Origin of the sequence: Haladaptatus sp. DYSN1 (assembly GCF_029489995.1) — an archaeon.
In the GTDB taxonomy this organism is placed as follows: Archaea; Halobacteriota; Halobacteria; order Halobacteriales; family Halococcaceae; genus QDMS2.
The window spans coordinates 642540-657707 of record NZ_CP120470.1; the positions used below are offsets into that span (position 1 = coordinate 642540).

The 15168-nt window shown below is 64.5% G+C and carries 19 protein-coding genes; 8 read left to right on the forward strand and 11 right to left on the reverse strand.

Annotation, left to right across the window (positions count from 1 at the left end):
* Window positions 1-8 precede the first annotated feature (8 nt).
* From P0648_RS03405 to P0648_RS03415, 3 genes are all read left to right on the forward strand, one after another.
* On the forward strand, window positions 9-389 hold the full coding sequence (locus tag P0648_RS03405) for a hypothetical protein (RefSeq protein ID WP_277505207.1): 381 nt from the start codon (window positions 9-11) through the stop codon (window positions 387-389).
* On the forward strand, window positions 386-928 hold the full coding sequence (locus P0648_RS03410; protein WP_276245644.1) for an NUDIX hydrolase: 543 nt from the start codon (window positions 386-388) through the stop codon (window positions 926-928). Before P0648_RS03405 ends, P0648_RS03410 begins: the two co-directional genes overlap by 4 nt.
* A 335-nt stretch (window positions 929-1263) precedes the next feature.
* Window positions 1264-1641, forward strand: coding sequence for a rhodanese-like domain-containing protein (locus P0648_RS03415; protein ID WP_276245643.1), 378 nt, complete (start codon window positions 1264-1266; stop codon window positions 1639-1641).
* Between the two features lie 123 nt (window positions 1642-1764).
* Here P0648_RS03415 and yciH read toward each other — a convergent pair whose 3' ends face one another.
* From yciH to P0648_RS03440, 5 genes are all read right to left on the reverse strand, one after another.
* The gene (gene yciH, locus P0648_RS03420) at window positions 1765-2058 is read right to left on the reverse strand and encodes a stress response translation initiation inhibitor YciH (RefSeq protein ID WP_276245642.1); all 294 of its coding nucleotides are present in this window, start codon (window positions 2056-2058) and stop codon (window positions 1765-1767) included.
* 116 nt (window positions 2059-2174) lie between these two features.
* Window positions 2175-4418, reverse strand: coding sequence for a transglutaminase domain-containing protein (locus P0648_RS03425; RefSeq protein ID WP_277505208.1), 2244 nt, complete (start codon window positions 4416-4418; stop codon window positions 2175-2177).
* Complete coding sequence (locus P0648_RS03430) at window positions 4415-5422, reverse strand: DUF58 domain-containing protein (RefSeq protein ID WP_277505209.1); 1008 nt, start codon at window positions 5420-5422, stop codon at window positions 4415-4417. Before P0648_RS03430 ends, P0648_RS03425 begins: the two co-directional genes overlap by 4 nt.
* Entirely contained in the window at window positions 5419-6396 is a 978-nt protein-coding gene (locus P0648_RS03435) for a MoxR family ATPase (RefSeq protein ID WP_277505210.1), read from the reverse strand. Before P0648_RS03435 ends, P0648_RS03430 begins: the two co-directional genes overlap by 4 nt.
* A 152-nt stretch (window positions 6397-6548) precedes the next feature.
* Window positions 6549-6803 carry a hypothetical protein gene (locus P0648_RS03440; protein WP_277505211.1) on the reverse strand — a complete coding sequence of 85 codons (255 nt, stop codon included), beginning with the start codon at window positions 6801-6803 and terminating at the stop codon, window positions 6549-6551.
* 77 nt (window positions 6804-6880) lie between these two features.
* Here P0648_RS03440 and P0648_RS03445 point away from each other — a divergent pair, with 77 nt between their 5' ends.
* A complete protein-coding gene (locus tag P0648_RS03445) occupies window positions 6881-7099 on the forward strand; it encodes a hypothetical protein (RefSeq protein ID WP_276245637.1) in 219 nt (72 codons plus the stop codon).
* On the opposite strand, the gene P0648_RS03450 is transcribed toward P0648_RS03445, so the two are convergent.
* The 3 genes from P0648_RS03450 to P0648_RS03460 are packed head-to-tail and all read right to left on the reverse strand — an operon-like array spanning window position 7068 to window position 9321.
* The gene (locus tag P0648_RS03450) at window positions 7068-8033 is read right to left on the reverse strand and encodes a 5,10-methylenetetrahydromethanopterin reductase (RefSeq protein WP_277505212.1); all 966 of its coding nucleotides are present in this window, start codon (window positions 8031-8033) and stop codon (window positions 7068-7070) included. The two genes, P0648_RS03445 and P0648_RS03450, sit on opposite strands and share 32 nt — an antisense overlap.
* Complete coding sequence (locus tag P0648_RS03455) at window positions 8020-8775, reverse strand: coenzyme F420-0:L-glutamate ligase (RefSeq protein WP_276245635.1); 756 nt, start codon at window positions 8773-8775, stop codon at window positions 8020-8022. The genes P0648_RS03450 and P0648_RS03455 overlap by 14 nt, the downstream gene beginning before the upstream one ends.
* A 48-nt stretch (window positions 8776-8823) precedes the next feature.
* The gene (locus tag P0648_RS03460; RefSeq protein ID WP_277505213.1) at window positions 8824-9321 is read right to left on the reverse strand and encodes a metallophosphoesterase family protein; all 498 of its coding nucleotides are present in this window, start codon (window positions 9319-9321) and stop codon (window positions 8824-8826) included.
* A gap of 54 nt (window positions 9322-9375) precedes the next feature.
* Between P0648_RS03460 and P0648_RS03465 the strand changes: the two genes are divergently transcribed.
* Both P0648_RS03465 and P0648_RS03470 read left to right on the forward strand, forming a co-directional pair.
* On the forward strand, window positions 9376-10221 hold the full coding sequence (locus P0648_RS03465; RefSeq protein ID WP_277505215.1) for a translation initiation factor eIF-2B: 846 nt from the start codon (window positions 9376-9378) through the stop codon (window positions 10219-10221).
* Window positions 10222-10391: 170 nt separating this feature from the next.
* Window positions 10392-11141, forward strand: a complete 750-nt coding sequence (locus P0648_RS03470) for a DUF3179 domain-containing (seleno)protein (protein ID WP_277505217.1) — start codon at window positions 10392-10394, stop codon at window positions 11139-11141.
* On the opposite strand, the gene P0648_RS03475 is transcribed toward P0648_RS03470, so the two are convergent.
* Window positions 11130-11324, reverse strand: a complete 195-nt coding sequence (locus P0648_RS03475; protein WP_277505219.1) for a hypothetical protein — start codon at window positions 11322-11324, stop codon at window positions 11130-11132. The genes P0648_RS03470 and P0648_RS03475 overlap by 12 nt on opposite strands.
* Before the next feature lie 149 nt (window positions 11325-11473).
* A complete protein-coding gene (engB, locus tag P0648_RS03480; protein ID WP_277505220.1) occupies window positions 11474-12094 on the reverse strand; it encodes a GTP-binding protein EngB in 621 nt (206 codons plus the stop codon).
* Window positions 12095-12163: 69 nt separating this feature from the next.
* Here engB and P0648_RS03485 point away from each other — a divergent pair, with 69 nt between their 5' ends.
* Both P0648_RS03485 and P0648_RS03490 read left to right on the forward strand, forming a co-directional pair.
* Window positions 12164-13456, forward strand: a complete 1293-nt coding sequence (locus P0648_RS03485) for a TIGR00341 family protein (RefSeq protein WP_276245629.1) — start codon at window positions 12164-12166, stop codon at window positions 13454-13456.
* Between the two features lie 55 nt (window positions 13457-13511).
* Window positions 13512-14204, forward strand: a complete 693-nt coding sequence (locus tag P0648_RS03490) for an SIMPL domain-containing protein (protein ID WP_277505221.1) — start codon at window positions 13512-13514, stop codon at window positions 14202-14204.
* Here the strand turns inward: P0648_RS03490 and P0648_RS03495 are convergent.
* Window positions 14201-15154, reverse strand: a complete 954-nt coding sequence (locus P0648_RS03495; RefSeq protein WP_277505222.1) for a GTPase — start codon at window positions 15152-15154, stop codon at window positions 14201-14203. The two genes, P0648_RS03490 and P0648_RS03495, sit on opposite strands and share 4 nt — an antisense overlap.
* Window positions 15155-15168 lie beyond the last annotated feature (14 nt).

Below are 15168 nucleotides of genomic sequence, written 5' to 3' on the forward strand. Positions count from 1 at the left end.
GGACGACCATGCGCACGGTCACCCGCAACGCGCTGCTCGCAATCGGCGCACTCATCGTCCTCCTGCTCGCGCTCGGCGCGGTTCCGAGCCTGCTCAAGAGCGGCGACCCCTACTACCTGACCGCGACGCCCGCAGAGGGCGACCACGAGGCGGTAAACGGTTCCGAACTGCCGAGCCACCGTTATCCGTTCACTGCGGCCGCGCTCGCAGACGGCCAGTCTGAACCCTACTGGGACGGCCCGGTTGGCTTCAAAGAAGCCTTCACCCACTCGCCGTTCGACGAACGCTCCGCCCTCGGGAATCGCAACCCTGCGGCCGTCGAGGGAGACACCGTGTACGTCACCCAGAACGGCACACTTTATCGGGTGGCTATCACACAGGACGTATGACAGATTCTCGCGACCACGACTGGCCCGTCCTCGAATCGAAAGCCGAGTACGAAACCGGCTGGTACACCGGCGGCTACGATCTCGTCTCTCAACCGAACGGCACGGAGAAGAAGTACTACTGGGCGGAGTTGCCCGCCGCCGTGGTGGTCGTCGCCGTCGCAGACGACGAAGTCATCCTCGTCGACCAGTATCGTCCGGCCATCGGCGAGCAGTGTCTCGAACTCCCCGCCGGTATCGTCGAGCAGGGCGAATCCTACACGCAGGCCGGAGCGCGGGAACTGCAAGAGGAAACCGGCTTCGCCCCCGACAGCCTCGCCCTGCTCGAAGAGTTCTGGTGTTCGACCGGGGTGCTTCGCCACCGCCGAGGTATCGTGTTCGCGGAGGGTCTGCGGCCCGTCGAACGCAAACTGGACGGCAACGAGTTCATCACCGTGACTTCGGTTCCCGTCGAAGACGCCCTCGACGTCGCCCGACAGGAACCCGCAAACGACGCGACTATCGAGGGGATTCTGCTCGCGAAAGAAGAAGGGCTCATCTAAATTCAATCACCAGCACTAACCACCAGCCCCAATCACCAGCCACAATCACCAGCCTCAACCACGAGGGCCGGGACGCGCGTCTCGTCGCGCGACCCGGGGAAGGGCAGGTCTGCTGAGGCGGGACTACGGGGCGGGACTGAAAGGGGCCGAGGGGTCGGCGAACCCCGACCCAGCAAGCACCGCAACGAGCGAAGCGAGTGAGGAGCGCAGCTGTGGTCGCGGGAGCCGAGCACTCGGGGGCTTTCGAGGTGTTCGAAACAACTGTTTTGACTCACAAATATTCAGCTCCGTATGAACCCAGACGCTTATCCTATCTGAACTAGTACCAACCCTATATGACCGACCTCAGCGACGACGAGATTGCGCCGGACGAGGTCAAATCGCTCCTCGACGAGGGCGCAGACGTGCGCGTCGTGGACATCCGCTCGCCCGGTGCGTTCGCCCGGGAACACATCCCCGGCAGCGAGAACATCCCGTTTCACAGCCTCGTGAGCAAGATTCCGACGCTCGCCGACGCAGACCACATCGTGACCGTCTGCCCACACGGGATTTCGAGCGTGCAGGCGGCGCGACTCATCGCCTCGTACGAGGGCACTGCCCATGCCAGCGTCGAGAGCATGGCTGGCGGCCTCGATGCGTGGAAGTACGACATCGTCTCCGGGAACGAAACCGACTCAGCACAGGCCAACGAGGGGCCTGACTCGCCGTTCTAATTCCTGCCTCGCCGCTCTGCTACCTGCCGCGTCGCGCTCCTTCTCGAAAACGCGGTCGCTCTGAATAAAATAGAACGTGGATGGTTGGGCCCAGCCGGGGCCGGATAACGATTCGGTCGAAGGTTAGGCGACGTTGAAGCCCTTATCGCGCAGGAAGTCCTCTACGCGGCCCGTGTGGTTCCCCTGTAACTCGATGGAGCCGTCTTCGACGGTGCCACCGCAGGCGAACTTCGACTTCAGGTCCGAGGAAAGACTGTCCATGTCGACGTCTTTCGGGTCGAGACCTTCGATGATCGTTACCTCCTTCCCATAGCGACGCTCGTCGATGCGGATGTTGATTTGCTGAGACTCTCGTGCGACGTCTTCGCAGACGCAGAGTTCCTCAGGCAGCCCGCATGTCGAGCATACCTCACTCATTACGTCCCGAATTACGAAAGGGTTCTACAAAACGCTGTCGGGTAGTAGAGGGCAAAAATCGAGCGCCGCCGCCTGCCGGGCCACCCGACGGGTGTTTCCGGTTCGTCGCTGTCGTCCTACCGGCTCAATCGCTTGAGCACCGGCGTTCGTTCGCGGACTTTGTCGCTCACGATGGCGAGTGCCTCGTCTGCTTCCGCACGGGTCACTCGACCCGCGTAGGTCGCCCGTTCGTAGATGGTTCCGACCCGACGGGCGGCCTCGTCAGCCTCGACGCGGGAGAGGAACTGGCGCGGCGTCTCGCCGGGGCGTCGGGGCCCGTGGTGACGCGAGAGCAGGTATTCGAGTCTGGCGAACGCCCGGGCGGCGTCCTCGCTCGGGGTTCCAGACTGCGGCCAGCGCAACCAGAGGGCGCGATAGGCGCGTCTCGACGCGCCGGTTCGGTGGGCCCCCGCGGCCATACCGACGAGCGCAATCAGGCCAACGGCGGCCTGCTCACGAGTCGGCATCGGGATGCCCCCGTTCTCGTCTTCGTCGGTGTTCGGGTCGGTTCCCTCGGGGCCGCCGGGCGGCGTGCTCGGTCCAACGGTCGTCTGAACGCCGGGGTCGCCGCCGAGAATCTCGGAGAGGCGGTCGTCGGACGGTCCGGTGGAGGTCGAGTTGTTGGTCGCGGTGGTCGTCGCCGTGTCGGGCGTCTGCGTCGTCTGGGTCTGGGCGTTCTCGCCCGTCTCGTTGGTGTCCACGTTCGGCTCGTCAGCGGCGCGCGCCTGGTTCAGACGCTGGGTCTCTGCGTTCTCCCGGGGGTCGGCCGGGGTCGGGTCGAACTCTACCCAGCCAGTGCCGGGGAAGTAGACTTCTACCCAGGCGTGGGCGTCCAGCCCGCGGACGACCCACTTGTCCTCTGCGACCTGTTCGCCGGGCGTGTAGCCCACAGCGAGGCGAGCCGGGATGCCCTGCGTGCGCAGCATCGTCACCATGGTCGTCGCGTAGTAGGTGCAGTAGCCGCTGTCCATCTGGAAGAGGAAGGCGTAGGCGATGTCGCCCTCTGGTCGCTCAACGTCGAGGGAGTACTGGCGGTTGTCTTCGAGCCAGGTTTCGATGACACGCGCCGTGTCGTACGGATTCTCGGCGTTCGCGGTCAGCTGGCTCGTGTACTCACCGACCTGGTTGGGCGTCGATTCGGGCAGCTGGAGGTACCGGTCTTTGATGTGGTCCGGATACTCCGTCCCCGCGGCACGCAACTGGTCGGGATGCGTCCGCGGAACCTGACTTACGATGGTGTACTCGTCACCCGCGCGCAGCGCGCCGAGCGGCTGGATGCCGTCGTGCTGGGTCACGCGCGTTCGGTCTGCCTGCGCCCCTCGGACGGCGACTGGCTTCCACGCAGCGGGCATGGTCGCCATCCGGGCGGTCTCTATCTCGAAGTTCTGGACAAGCCGTCGGGAGTCACCCTCCGGTCGCGGAAGCGAGGAGGTGTACAGTTCGCTCTCGCCCGTCCGGACCCAGCCGCCGCCGGTGTAGCGGTCGTAGCTCCCGACTTTCCAGTACTGCGCGCTCTCGGATTCCACGCTGAAGCGCACTTCCGGCGAGAGGTTGATGCTGCCGAGGATGGCAACCTCCTCGTCTGCGGTCAGGAGATTCGACTCGATTGTCTCCCCGCCGCTGTGGCCGGAGAATAGGGGGTTCGACGCGCCGCCGGGAACCACGCTGAGGGTGAGCGAGAGCACGACCATCGTCGCGAGAACGACCGTCAGCAGGTCTGCCTGCCCAAGCGAGGCGTTGTGGCGTTCGAGTTCACCGAACCCAACGAGCGCGGCGGCCGCGGTGACGCCCATCGCGGTGATGAGCAGGTCCGCGTCGCCCGTGAGGACGAACAGCCCGAGCGGGGCCGCCCCGACGATGGCCCCGAGTGCGTAGCGTCGCTGCATGACGAAGTACCACGACAGGAACACGGGGCCGGGCGCGATAGCCATCGCCCACACGCTCGCCTTGGTCACGCGCAGGATGGAGAGGCCCGTCAGCAGCGCGGTCACGTCGCTCGTGATGCGTTCGGTCTGCCACAACAGCGCGAAGCCGTCGGGAATCGAAGTCAGGTAGAACGCCATCCCACCCACGAGCAGGACGCCGGCGAGTACGAGCGCAACCCACGAGGAGAGATATCGGGCGAGCAGCGTGCTCACGACGAGCGTCACGCCGACGATGACCAGCAGGTCACTCGACCCGCCGACCACGTTCGTCACCGAAAGCAGGACGCTCACGTAGGAAATCGTGAGGAGCGCGGCGGTGACCAACGAGAGCAGGCGCAGCGGGTCGCGCAGGCCGAGTTCCGTGCGCTCGACGATGGTTCGGGTCTGGGTGCTCATGGCTCCACCCGCCCGCCGTCTGCGGCGACGGCAGTCCCACGAGTCAGGTCGGTAAATGTGACCTCGCGGTCACGAAGCCGAACGGTCGTTTCACCCTCACTCGGGACGAAAATGTGTACGTCTGCCATCTCGCGGCGCGTCGTCGCGACCCGACCGGCGGGGGTCTGGGCGAACAGGGTGAGCACGCGGTTTCGCTGTGTGTCGCCACGAGCGCGGGAAACTCGACCCCCGGGTGCGGTCACGTCGCAGGCGAGGCCCGCGTCGATGATGTAGGTGGCCACGCTCGCGGCGGCGCAGGCCATCTCGTCTGCCTTGCCGGCGTCGCCCTCCGCGACGATAGAGAGCCCGTCTTCTTCCGCTTCGCCGATGAATTCTGCGACCAGCAGGTCGCCGTCGCGCTTGGCGCTCGTCTTCCAGTGGATGTCACGAAGCGGGTCGCCGGGGACGTACTCACGCAGGTTGTCGAACTCCTGGCGGGTGACGACCGCCATCTCGTCGAACAGGAGGTTGAGCGCGTGGCGGGCGTCGTCGGAGAGGTCCTCTAAGCGCGGGTAGACGAGCGCCTTCGTCGTGAGTGGATACTCGAACGTTCGCTCGAAAAGGCCGAACATATCTCGGACGGCCACGGTGACGGGTCCGAGTTCATGCTCCCCGCGCCGGGTGTATTCGACGTCGTAGGTGAGCGTGCCGGGAACCGAGGTTTCGAATCGAGTGTGGTCGGTGGCGAGGCCCTCGCCGACGCCTTCCTCGACGCTCGCGCTCGCGGTGTGGGTTCCCTCGAACGAGAGGGTCACCGAGCGCGTTTCGCCCGGAAACCCCGGGGCGGGCTGGCTGCGGGTGACGTCCGGTTTCGGCAGTCGCATACTCTGAATCGCACCGGCGACCAGCGCGACGGCTGCCGGGACGACGACGGCGTTGAGCGCCCGACTCCCGAACATGAACGCCATCGCGAGCGACAGGGCGCACACGCCCACCACCACGTAGCCCCGACGCGTCAGGCTCATGGCACGGAGACGTGCTCAAGGGCCGCCTCGACGAGCTCGCGCCGGGTCGTGCCCGCAGCGTCCGCCCCGAGTTGGATACGGTGGGCGAGCACGGAGACAGCTTCTGACTGCACGTCGTCGGGGATGACGTAGTCACGCCCGTCGATGACCGCCCGGGCCTGGGCGGCCCGCAGGAGGGAAATCGAACCACGGGGACTCACGCCGAGGACGGCGTTGTCGCGGGTGTAGCCCGCGATTTGCGTGACGTAGCGGCGAATCGGCTCCTCGATGGACACGCCTGCGACGGTTTCGCGGGCCGACTGGAGGTCCTCGCCCGTCGCCACAGGTTCGAGTTTCTCGATTGGGTGGTGGCCGACAACCCGGTGGAGCATCTCGCTCTCTGCGTCCTCGTCGGGGTAGCCGAGGTGGAGTTTCTTCATGAACCGGTCGATCTCTGCCATCGGCAGTTCGTAGGTGCGATTTCGCTCGACGGAGTTCTGCGTCGCGATGATGGTGAACGGGCGGGGGACGCGGTGGGTTTCGCCGTCTACGGTCACCTGCTCTTCTTCCATCGCTTCGAGCAGCGAACTCTGGGTCTTCGGCGGGGCGCGGTTTATCTCGTCGCCGAGGACGAAGTTCGCGAAAATCGGGCCGGGACGGAATTCGAACTCCCGGGTCTGTTGGTTGAAGACGTTGACGCCGGTCACGTCGGAGGGCAACAGGTCGGGGGTGAATTGGACGCGCTTGAACGAACAGTCTACAGAGCGGGCGACGGCGCGAGAGAGCATCGTCTTCCCGACGCCGGGAACGTCTTCGAGCAGGACGTGCCCACGGGCCAGGATGGCCGTCACGATCTGCTCTACGGTGCCGTGGTTCCCGACGATTACCTGTTCTACGTTGTCGATGATGTCCTGTGCGAGATTCCCCGCTTCCTCGATAGAGAGGGCTGTTTCGGGGGTACTCGGTTCGGCGCTAGTGATTTCGGCGTCAGTCATGGGAGGGGTGCTCAAACTCTACAATGAGGTTGTCTGACACTCGGGAGGCCGCTTACAAATGCTTTCTGTCATGTGGCCAACCCGAATCGTTCCTCTTCGCCCCTTATAGCGGCCCGACGCATCTAACCTTACTGGCTGGTTCGACACGTACGCTACCAGGACTTACAGGATTCACAGACTAACTCGTCACCGTCTCGCCAGCGGCGGGTGACTACGTCGCCGCAGACGGCGCAGGCGACGCCTTCGGGCGACCACGCGTAGGTGGACGTGGCCGGTGAGACCGACGCTGAGGTGGGGGTCCCCTCGGCCTGCGGCGAAACCGATGCCGGGGACGACGTCTCCTCGTCCGTCTCGTCAGCTTCCGCCGACCCACCGAGAAACGAATCGAGCGTCGAATCCTTCTCCATAATGTCCGATTGCCTCCGCCCGGTCTTAGCCGTGGCGGACAGTAGCAATCAAATACCCGCAGTACAATCCCTCGGGTATGGCAAACATCGCTCTCGAACTGCTGAACAACGTCGTCGAACTCACGATGCGGTTCACCGACGTCGCGCTGAGTGACCCACTCTCTGCACTCCTGCTCACGATGGGCGCGCTTCTGACGGGCTTTTCGGTCCTCGTGATAGGCTATCTCGCCCTCGGTGCCGTCGGCGACGCGCTCGTTGGCGACCTCACGCAGGGACCGCCCCAGCAAGGTCGATAGCCGTCTCCACGTCTGGCCCGAGCGGCGACCCCAACACGATGCTGTCGACGTGCGTGAGGACCGCCGCGACCTTCTTCTCGACCTCGTCCGGCGTTCCGGCGATACAGAAGGCATCTATCATCTCCTCGGTGACCGCGCCGAACGCCTCGCTGAACGCGCCCGCACCGATTCGCTCCCCGATTCGTTCAGCAGCTTCGGGGTCGATGCCGTGGCGTTCGAGCACCGGCGGCGCTGCGCCCCCGGCGATGAACGCGACCGGTGGCCGCGCCGCCTCTCGTGCCGCCTCACGGTCTTCGGCTACACTCACGCTGGCGTAGGCCGCGGCGTCGAACGCTCCGCGGTCGTCGGGGCGCGCTTCCAACCCCTCTGCAATCTGCCCTGCCGCCCACTCGATGTCCGCCGGATGTGACGCGTTGATGAGCACGCCATCTGCGTGTTTCGCGCTCATCTTGAGCATGTGGGGTCCCTGTGCGCCGACGTACACCGGAATCTCACCCACGTCGTAGTTGAGACCCGCGTCCCGTGCAACGAACGTCCCGTCGTGGGTCACTCGCTCGCCGGCCCACAGCTGCTTGGAGACCTTCATCGCTTCGAGCACTCGCCGGAGTGGGCGGTCGCGGTCGTACCCCAGATTCGTGAGCGTCGAACGGTCGCCCGCGCCGAGGCCGAATACCGCCCGGCCGCCGGTCGCTTCGTCGAGCGTCGCGACGCGGGAGGCGAGCGACACGGGATGGGTTTCGTACGGGTTGACGACGCCCGGCCCGACGCGAATCTCCTCGGTCGCCCGCCCAATTCGGTCGAGGGCGACGAAGGGGTCGCGATTGTTGTAGTGTGCGGAGGCGAAGATGGTGTCGAACCCGGCGACTTCGGCGCGTTCGCCGTATTCGGCGAGGGTCGAAACCGAATGTTCTGGCGTCAGTTCAATGCCCTTCATACGACCACCCCCGCAGTGCCTGGCGGACGAAATCCGACTCTACCGACCGAAAGAGGTTGTCGCTACCGCCGTGGTCGCCGAACTCCCAGCCCTGGACGACGGTCACGGGCGTGCCGTCGTCGCCCTCGCCGGAGACGAGGTTCGCCGCGCCGGCCAGTTCGTCCACGACACACTGCACCGTGACGCCGAGTTCCCGGCCGTCTCGGTCGGTCTCGCCGCGCCAGTCTCGACTCGCGGGCATGCCGGCCCATCCGATGGCGACGGCACGCTGGCCATGGCGGAACGGTCGTCCGCAGGTATCTGTCACGACGACGGGAACGCCGAGTTCGTCGTGGATTCGCGCGGCGCTCTCGCTCGGCCGCTTTGGGAGCAAGAGCAGGTCCGCGTCGGGGACGTTCGACCGGTCGATGCCGGCGTTCACGCCGACGTGTCCACAGCGCGTTTCGGTGAGCAAAAACGGGGCGTCCATCACGATGTCCGTCGATTCTTCGAGGACGGCCTGGGCGAACCGTGGGTCCTTCTCGTCGCCCGTAATCGACGCCAGATTCGCCGCGATTTCCCGGGCACGCGGCCCGGCGGGGAAGTCAGACAGGTTCGCCTGCCTCCCCTCAGCTTTCGAGACGATGGTGCTCGCGACCACCACGACGTCGTCCGGTTCGAGCGAGACGCGCTCGGCTACGAGCGCGGCGATGTCGTCGCCCGGACGCACCTCGGGGATGTCGGGCACCGCGAACAGTTCCATACCTGTTGCTCGCCCGCGTCCCGTAAAAAGCGACCCGATAGGTGCAAACTAGCCTTCGACCCGAGAGACCGCGATGTAGTCGCCTTCGACATCGACGACCAGCATCGTCGTCGTGAGGGCGGGTGCGGCCCCCGTCGCGCTGCCGGGGTTCAGCAACCGCACGCCGTCCACCACCTCGTCGTGGACGTGGTGGGTATGTCCCGAGACGCCGATGACGGTCTCCTCCCCGTGTTCTGCGGCGATTCCCGCGACGCGCTCCTTGTAGGTGTCCGGGTCGCCCGTCCCGTGGGTGACGACGAAGCGGACGCCCTCCACGTCGAGGGTCGCAACGTCAGGCAGTCCGAGCGTGGGCGGGTCCGTGTTGCCGGCACAGGCGGTTAGCGTCTCGCCGGCAATTTCCCGAACGCGCTCGAACGCCGCGTCGGAGTCGAAGTCGCCGGCGTGGATGGTGTAGTCGGCGGCTTCGACGGCTTCGACCACCCACCCCGGGATGGTCTCTTTTCGGGAGGGAATGTGCGTGTCGCTGATGAGTGCCACACGTGGCATGGGCGGTGGTTCGCCGCCCGCCCATCTAAATGTTCGCCGGTCGAAGAGACAGGTATGGCTCCCGACCTGACGGTCGAAACCATTCGCGAGGACCGCGACCACGGTTCTGCGCAGCTCTCGCTGTGGGCGCTCGACGTTCTGCGAGACGCCGCAGCGCACGCCACCGCGTGGGACTCGGTGGCCGAAACCGCACGCGAACTCGTCGCCGCCCGCCCGAGCATGGTGGTCATCGAAAACCGCGTAAACCGCGTGATGCACGCCGCCGACCACACCCCGGACTCCGTCGCAGACCACGCCAAGCAGGTTCGTGACCGGGCCACGGCCGCCGACGTACAGGCCGCCGCCGAAGCCGCGACGCTCCTCGATGGCGGGACGATATGCACCCTCTCGCGGTCCAGCACGGTCGCCCGGACGCTGGAACAGACGGCTCCCGAGCGAGTCGTCGTCGCCGAGTCGCGGCCCGGACGCGAGGGCGTTGGAGTGGCCGAAAAACTGGCCGACGAAACGGCGGTCACGCTCGTTTCCGATGCTGGAATCGCCCAGGCACTCGCGGAGTTCGACGCCTCCGCCGTCCTCGTCGGAGCGGACACAGTGCTCCCCGACGGCAGCATCGTGAACAAGGTGGGGACGCGAACCGCCGCGAGCACCGCCGTCTCCCTCGGTATCCCCTTCTACGCGGTGTGCTCGCTCGACAAGGTGAGTCCGCGAAACCAGTACGACCCGGAACCGAGAGCCGCCACTGAACTGTACGACGGCGAGAAAGCTATCGACGTGTCGAACCCGACGTTCGACCGGACGCCACCCCAACTCGTGCGGTACATCGTCACCGAAGCCGGCCCGTTCGACACCCAGGACGTGGCCACCGTCGCGCTCGAACTCGGTGGACTCGCCGATTGGTAAGCGTCAAATCCCTCCGTCGGGTACGTCCCGATGGGCGGCGGTGACGACAGTTACCCCCACTGAGCCCCTTGTGACGACGCTCAATTCCTGAGCCGCCCACTCTCAGACCAGTTGTGAGCGACGGCCACCCACGCGCGAATCAGTTACATCTCCTCGTGCCTCCCACTCGCATGGACCGTCGTCGGTTTCTCGCCGCGACAGCCGCTGGTGTGAGCGGTTTCGCCGGCTGTCTCGCCAGGACGAGTGGCGACGCAGAACCGACGACCGGGACGCCCGTCGAACCACTGACGCTCGCAGAACAGGGCTTCCCAAACACGATTTGCACAGAGGAAATCAAAGAGCAAACCATTCGCGCCGTCATCGAACCACGATTCGACACGAACTGGGACGGCCTCACTGTCGAACGCAAGTACCTGCGTCGAAACCAGCAGACCCTTACCGACCACCAGACCTTCGTTGACCTCCGCGACGGCAACCGGGCACGGGCCTACCCCCTGACGAGTCTCTGGTGGCACGAAATCGTGAACGACGACTTCGGCGGCCCGGTGATGGTGACCTACTGCCCGCTCTGTGGCAGCGTCGTAGCGGGCGAACCGACTCGATTCTTCGTCTCGGGGCTACTCTGGCAAGCGCCGGGCGTGTACGCCGCCGCGAGCGAACTCGACAACCGAACGTTTGTCGCCTACGAGAACAGTTCCGCCGTCTCAGAGCAGGTCCGAAACAACGCGAACCTCGTGATGTACGACGAAGCGACGCGCTCGTACTGGAGTCAGATTCTCGGCCGTGCCATCTGCGGCCCGCTCGAAGGCGAACGCCTCACCATTCGCCCATCAGAAGTCACGACGTGGGGTGACTGGAAAGCGCGCTACCCCGACACCGACGTGCTGTTGCCGCCGCCGTATTCGACGTTAGTTGAGTGACGCACGCTCGCCCCGGGCGTGCATTGAGGCGAAGACAACGAATCCTACTGCCGCACCGAGGAGGATGCCATACGTGCGAAAGACGAGGAACCCAAGCGCACAAAAGAGGGCGACGAAGCCGACGAGAACCAGTGCCCAGCCGGCATTGAAGAAAATCTCCGAATCGAGCAAATTGACAGTCATTATTGAACTATTTCCTGACAAGTATTTAATAGCGGTGCTGTGCGGTACTGTCGGCACCCGGATGCGAGCGAAGCGAGCATCCGGCCTTTTTCATGAAAGTTTTTGCGCTGAGCGGTGCGCGGAGCGCACCCGAAGCGTAAAAAGTTGCTCTAGAAGAATTTGAGCAAATCGTCCCGTTTCTCGGCGTGCAAGTGCTCTCGGATTGCCTCGTTCAGCGTGTCGATATTCCCGCGCTTGGCGATGATGGGGCAAATGACGTCTTGCCACTGCTGCCACGGCGGGGCGAGGCCGAGGCGGTCACAGAGGTCGTTGAGCCGTTCGTCTTTGTCGTCCACCTTGTCCATCTTGTTGACCGCGACGATGACGGGAATGTCGAGTTCCTGGAGGAAGTAGAACATCTCCACGTCGTGGGGAATAGAATCCTCCGTCGTGTGACGGTCGATGATGTCGATGACGCTCTTTCCGTCGACCACGAGGATGCCGAGCGTGATGTTGTCGGCGTACTCCTCGATGTACTGGACGATGTTGGTCTTGATTGCCTCACGGTGGTCCTCCTCGACGCCGGACATGAACCCGAACCCGGGGAGGTCGGTTAGCATGAAACTCTCTGGTGCCCAGTCGAAGTGGTTCGGCTGGCGGGTGACGCCGGGTTTCTTGCCCGTGTTGAACTTCTTGTGGCCGGTGAGCAGGCGCATGAGCGTGGATTTGCCGACGTTTGACCGCCCGACGAGTACGATTTCCGTGTCCCGGTCGGGGCGATTTTCGAACATACCCTTCCTTTTCGCTCCGCCCTCAAAACCACCGCGGGTTATTTTTCGCCCGCCTGCATCGGTTCCGGTGTGCGACTCGTACAGGTTACCATTCCAGCGGGCAAACGGGAGGCGATTCTCGATACCTTAGACGACGAGGGTATCGACTACGTCCTCACCGACGAGACGAGCGGACGCGAGTTTACGGGCGTCGTGTCGTTCCCGCTCCCGACGAACGCCGTCGAACACGTACTCGGACGCCTCCGCGAGGTCGGCGTCGAAGACGAGGCCTACACCGTCGTCATCGACGCAGAGACCGTCATCTCGCGGCGCTTCGAGGCATTACAGGAGAAGTACGACGAGAGCGACCAAAGCGACGAACGCATCGCTCGCGAAGAGTTGGTGACGACGGCGACGAACCTCGCCCCGTCGATGGTGACCTACCTCACCATGACGGTCGTGAGCGGCGTCATCGCCACGGCAGGGCTCCTCCTCGACTCGCCGGCCGTCGTCGTCGGGTCGATGGTCATCGCGCCGCTCATCGGTCCGGCGATGGCGGCGAGCGTCGGCACGGTCATCGACGACCGTGACCTGTTCCTCCGGGGCGTCAAGCTCCAGCTCATCGGCTTCGCGGCTGCGATCGCTGCGGCCGCGCTCTTTTCGTGGCTCGTCAAGACGATTCACTTAATTCCGCCGGGCATCGACCCAACCGAAATCGGGCAGGTGAGAGAGCGACTCTCACCCGACTTCCTCTCGCTGATGGTCGCTCTCGGTGCTGGCGTTGCCGGCGCGTTCAGCCTCTCTGCCGGCGTTTCTGCCTCGCTCGTCGGCGTCATGATTGCCGTGGCGCTCGTCCCGCCGGCGGCTGCCGTAGGCATCGGCATCGCCTGGGGACTCCCGATGGTCGTACTCGGTTCGGGAGTGCTCGCGCTCGTCAACGCCCTCTCTATCAATCTCGCCGCAATCACGACGCTCTGGTACACCGGCTACCGTCCCGACCGCTGGTTCAAACTCGACTCCGCGCGGTCGCGAACGCTCAAGCGGGCTGGCGTCCTCATCGCCGCCATCCTCGTACTCTCGCTTTTCCTCGGGGGCGTAACGCTCGCGTCGTTCTCGAGTGCCAACGCAGAAGAGAACATCCAGACCCAAATCGAGACCACGCTCGACCGACCGGCGTACGACGAGGTGACCCTGTTGGACGTGGAGGTAGAATTCACCGAAAGCGCACTCACACGCTCTCCCTCCGAAGTCGTCGTCACGGTGGGTTTACCGCCGGACGTGGAGAAGCCGCCGCTCGCGGCTGAACTCGATGCGGCTATCACAGAGAATTTCGGATACGACGTCGATTTGCAGGTTCGATTCGTCGAACTCCAATCTGCCTGATAGACGCTCGCGCTTTCTCCAATCAAGCCGTAGTCACGCTATGGAGTCGCGATTCATGACGCGAGCACTTGTCCTCGCCGCATTGGTCGTTCTCGCTGGCTGTCTGGGTAGTATCGACACTCCAGGGTCGGCAGACGGCGTCGGACCACGAACGATTCAGGTTACCGCCATCGGTACGGCGAGCGGCGAACCCGACGAAGCGGTGCTTACCATCGGCGTGACCGCTGTCGCACAATCGGCAGATGCCGCGCGAAACCGCGTCGCGACGAACGTGTCGTCGATGCGGGCTGCACTCCGTGATGCCGGCGTTACAGACGACCAAATTCAAACGACGGCGTTCTTCATCGGAGAGGATCCACAGAGCGACGAAACCGATGTGCGAGGGTTCCGTGCGACGCACCTGTTCCGGATTACGCTCACTGACGTCGATTCTGTGGGTGAAATTATCGACGTCGCTATCCAAAACGGTGCGACGGACGTCCAGAATGTTCAGTTTACACTCTCGGACGACCGTGAGCGCGAGGTGCGGGCAGCCGCGCTTACCGCTGCCATGGAAAACGCTCGGGAGCAAGGCGAGACGCTCGCTGACGCTGGGGCGCTAACTATCGTGGACGTTCACTCCGTCGAAACCGTAGAACAGAGCTTCTTCCCCGCGTTCGAACGCGGCGGAGATGGTTCGACGAGTATCGGACCGGGTCCGGTTATGATCACCGCACAGGTCCAGGTGGTTTACAACGCGACCGGTTAGACGGTGAAGTCGTGTTCGTAGCCGATTGCTTCGACGGCGGCGTCGAGCGTCTCTTCGATGCCTTCGTTTTCGGTGACGCTCATGTAGCAGTCGGCTTCGACGTCGTCAGAGCGGTCGATTTTGTTGGCGACGGTGATGACGGGCTGTTCGGTGAACTGCTCGCGGAGTGCGTCGCGGAGGGCGAGTTGGTCGGCGAGCGGGTAACCACACGACTCGCTCGCGTCCACGAAGACGAGAACGACGTCGGCGAGGTGTTCCAGTGCGCTCACGGCCTGGGCTTCGATGTCGTTTCGCTCGTCTGCCGGGCGGTCGAGCAGGCCCGGGGTGTCCACGATTTGATAGCGGATGCGGTCACGCTCGATGTGGCCGACGTGGACCTGCGTCGTCGTGAATGGGTAGGTCGCCGTCGCGTTGCGCGCGTTCGTGACGGCGTTCACGAACGACGATTTGCCGACGTTCGGGTAGCCGGCGACGACGATGGTCGGCTCCTCCGGGCGAATGTCCGGCAGTTTACGGAGGATGTCGCGCGCCTCGTTCAGGCGTTTCAGGTCGTCGTCGACCTCCTCGGTGACGTCTGCGAGGCGGGCGAACGCCTGTTTTCGCACCTTCCGGGCGGTGTCGACGTCGCCACTGACGCGGCGCTGGTACTCTTGGCGGATGTCGGCGCACTTGCGACCGGCCCACATCACCTCGGAGAGGCTCTTTCGAAGCTCGTCTACGTCGACGAGCGCGTCTGCGAGTTCGTAGTAGAAGGGGTCGACTTCGTCGAAGTCGGGCCACGACGTGCCGACGTTCTGGAGATTGTCAGAGAGGATGTTGGCGGCCGTCATCAGCATCGACTGCTGGGCGTCGAGGCCCTTCTTGGCGCGGCCCGCTCGCGCTGCCCGCGAGAAGGCTTTATCGATGAGTTCGTCCGACCGGGGTGTGGTCGGAAGGTCCTCGAAAATCATGTCCCTCGCTATGC

Coding starts and splice junctions, on each gene's coding strand:
- P0648_RS03455 (WP_276245635.1), bottom strand. CDS start 8,775: ATGGAACTGTTCGCGGTGCCCGACATCCCCGAGGTGCGTCCGGGCGAC.
- P0648_RS03430 (WP_277505209.1), bottom strand. CDS start 5,422: ATGAGCCTGACGCGTCGGGGCTACGTGGTGGTGGGCGTGTGCGCCCTG.
- P0648_RS03450 (WP_277505212.1), bottom strand. CDS start 8,033: ATGAAGGGCATTGAACTGACGCCAGAACATTCGGTTTCGACCCTCGCC.
- P0648_RS03490 (WP_277505221.1), top strand. CDS start 13,512: ATGACGCGAGCACTTGTCCTCGCCGCATTGGTCGTTCTCGCTGGCTGT.
- P0648_RS03475 (WP_277505219.1), bottom strand. CDS start 11,324: ATGACTGTCAATTTGCTCGATTCGGAGATTTTCTTCAATGCCGGCTGG.
- P0648_RS03435 (WP_277505210.1), bottom strand. CDS start 6,396: ATGACTGACGCCGAAATCACTAGCGCCGAACCGAGTACCCCCGAAACA.
- engB (WP_277505220.1), bottom strand. CDS start 12,094: ATGTTCGAAAATCGCCCCGACCGGGACACGGAAATCGTACTCGTCGGG.
- P0648_RS03405 (WP_277505207.1), top strand. CDS start 9: ATGCGCACGGTCACCCGCAACGCGCTGCTCGCAATCGGCGCACTCATC.
- yciH (WP_276245642.1), bottom strand. CDS start 2,058: ATGAGTGAGGTATGCTCGACATGCGGGCTGCCTGAGGAACTCTGCGTC.
- P0648_RS03495 (WP_277505222.1), bottom strand. CDS start 15,154: ATGATTTTCGAGGACCTTCCGACCACACCCCGGTCGGACGAACTCATC.
- P0648_RS03410 (WP_276245644.1), top strand. CDS start 386: ATGACAGATTCTCGCGACCACGACTGGCCCGTCCTCGAATCGAAAGCC.
- P0648_RS03445 (WP_276245637.1), top strand. CDS start 6,881: ATGGCAAACATCGCTCTCGAACTGCTGAACAACGTCGTCGAACTCACG.
- P0648_RS03440 (WP_277505211.1), bottom strand. CDS start 6,803: ATGGAGAAGGATTCGACGCTCGATTCGTTTCTCGGTGGGTCGGCGGAA.
- P0648_RS03460 (WP_277505213.1), bottom strand. CDS start 9,321: ATGCCACGTGTGGCACTCATCAGCGACACGCACATTCCCTCCCGAAAA.
- P0648_RS03470 (WP_277505217.1), top strand. CDS start 10,392: ATGGACCGTCGTCGGTTTCTCGCCGCGACAGCCGCTGGTGTGAGCGGT.
- P0648_RS03425 (WP_277505208.1), bottom strand. CDS start 4,418: ATGAGCACCCAGACCCGAACCATCGTCGAGCGCACGGAACTCGGCCTG.
- P0648_RS03465 (WP_277505215.1), top strand. CDS start 9,376: ATGGCTCCCGACCTGACGGTCGAAACCATTCGCGAGGACCGCGACCAC.
- P0648_RS03415 (WP_276245643.1), top strand. CDS start 1,264: ATGACCGACCTCAGCGACGACGAGATTGCGCCGGACGAGGTCAAATCG.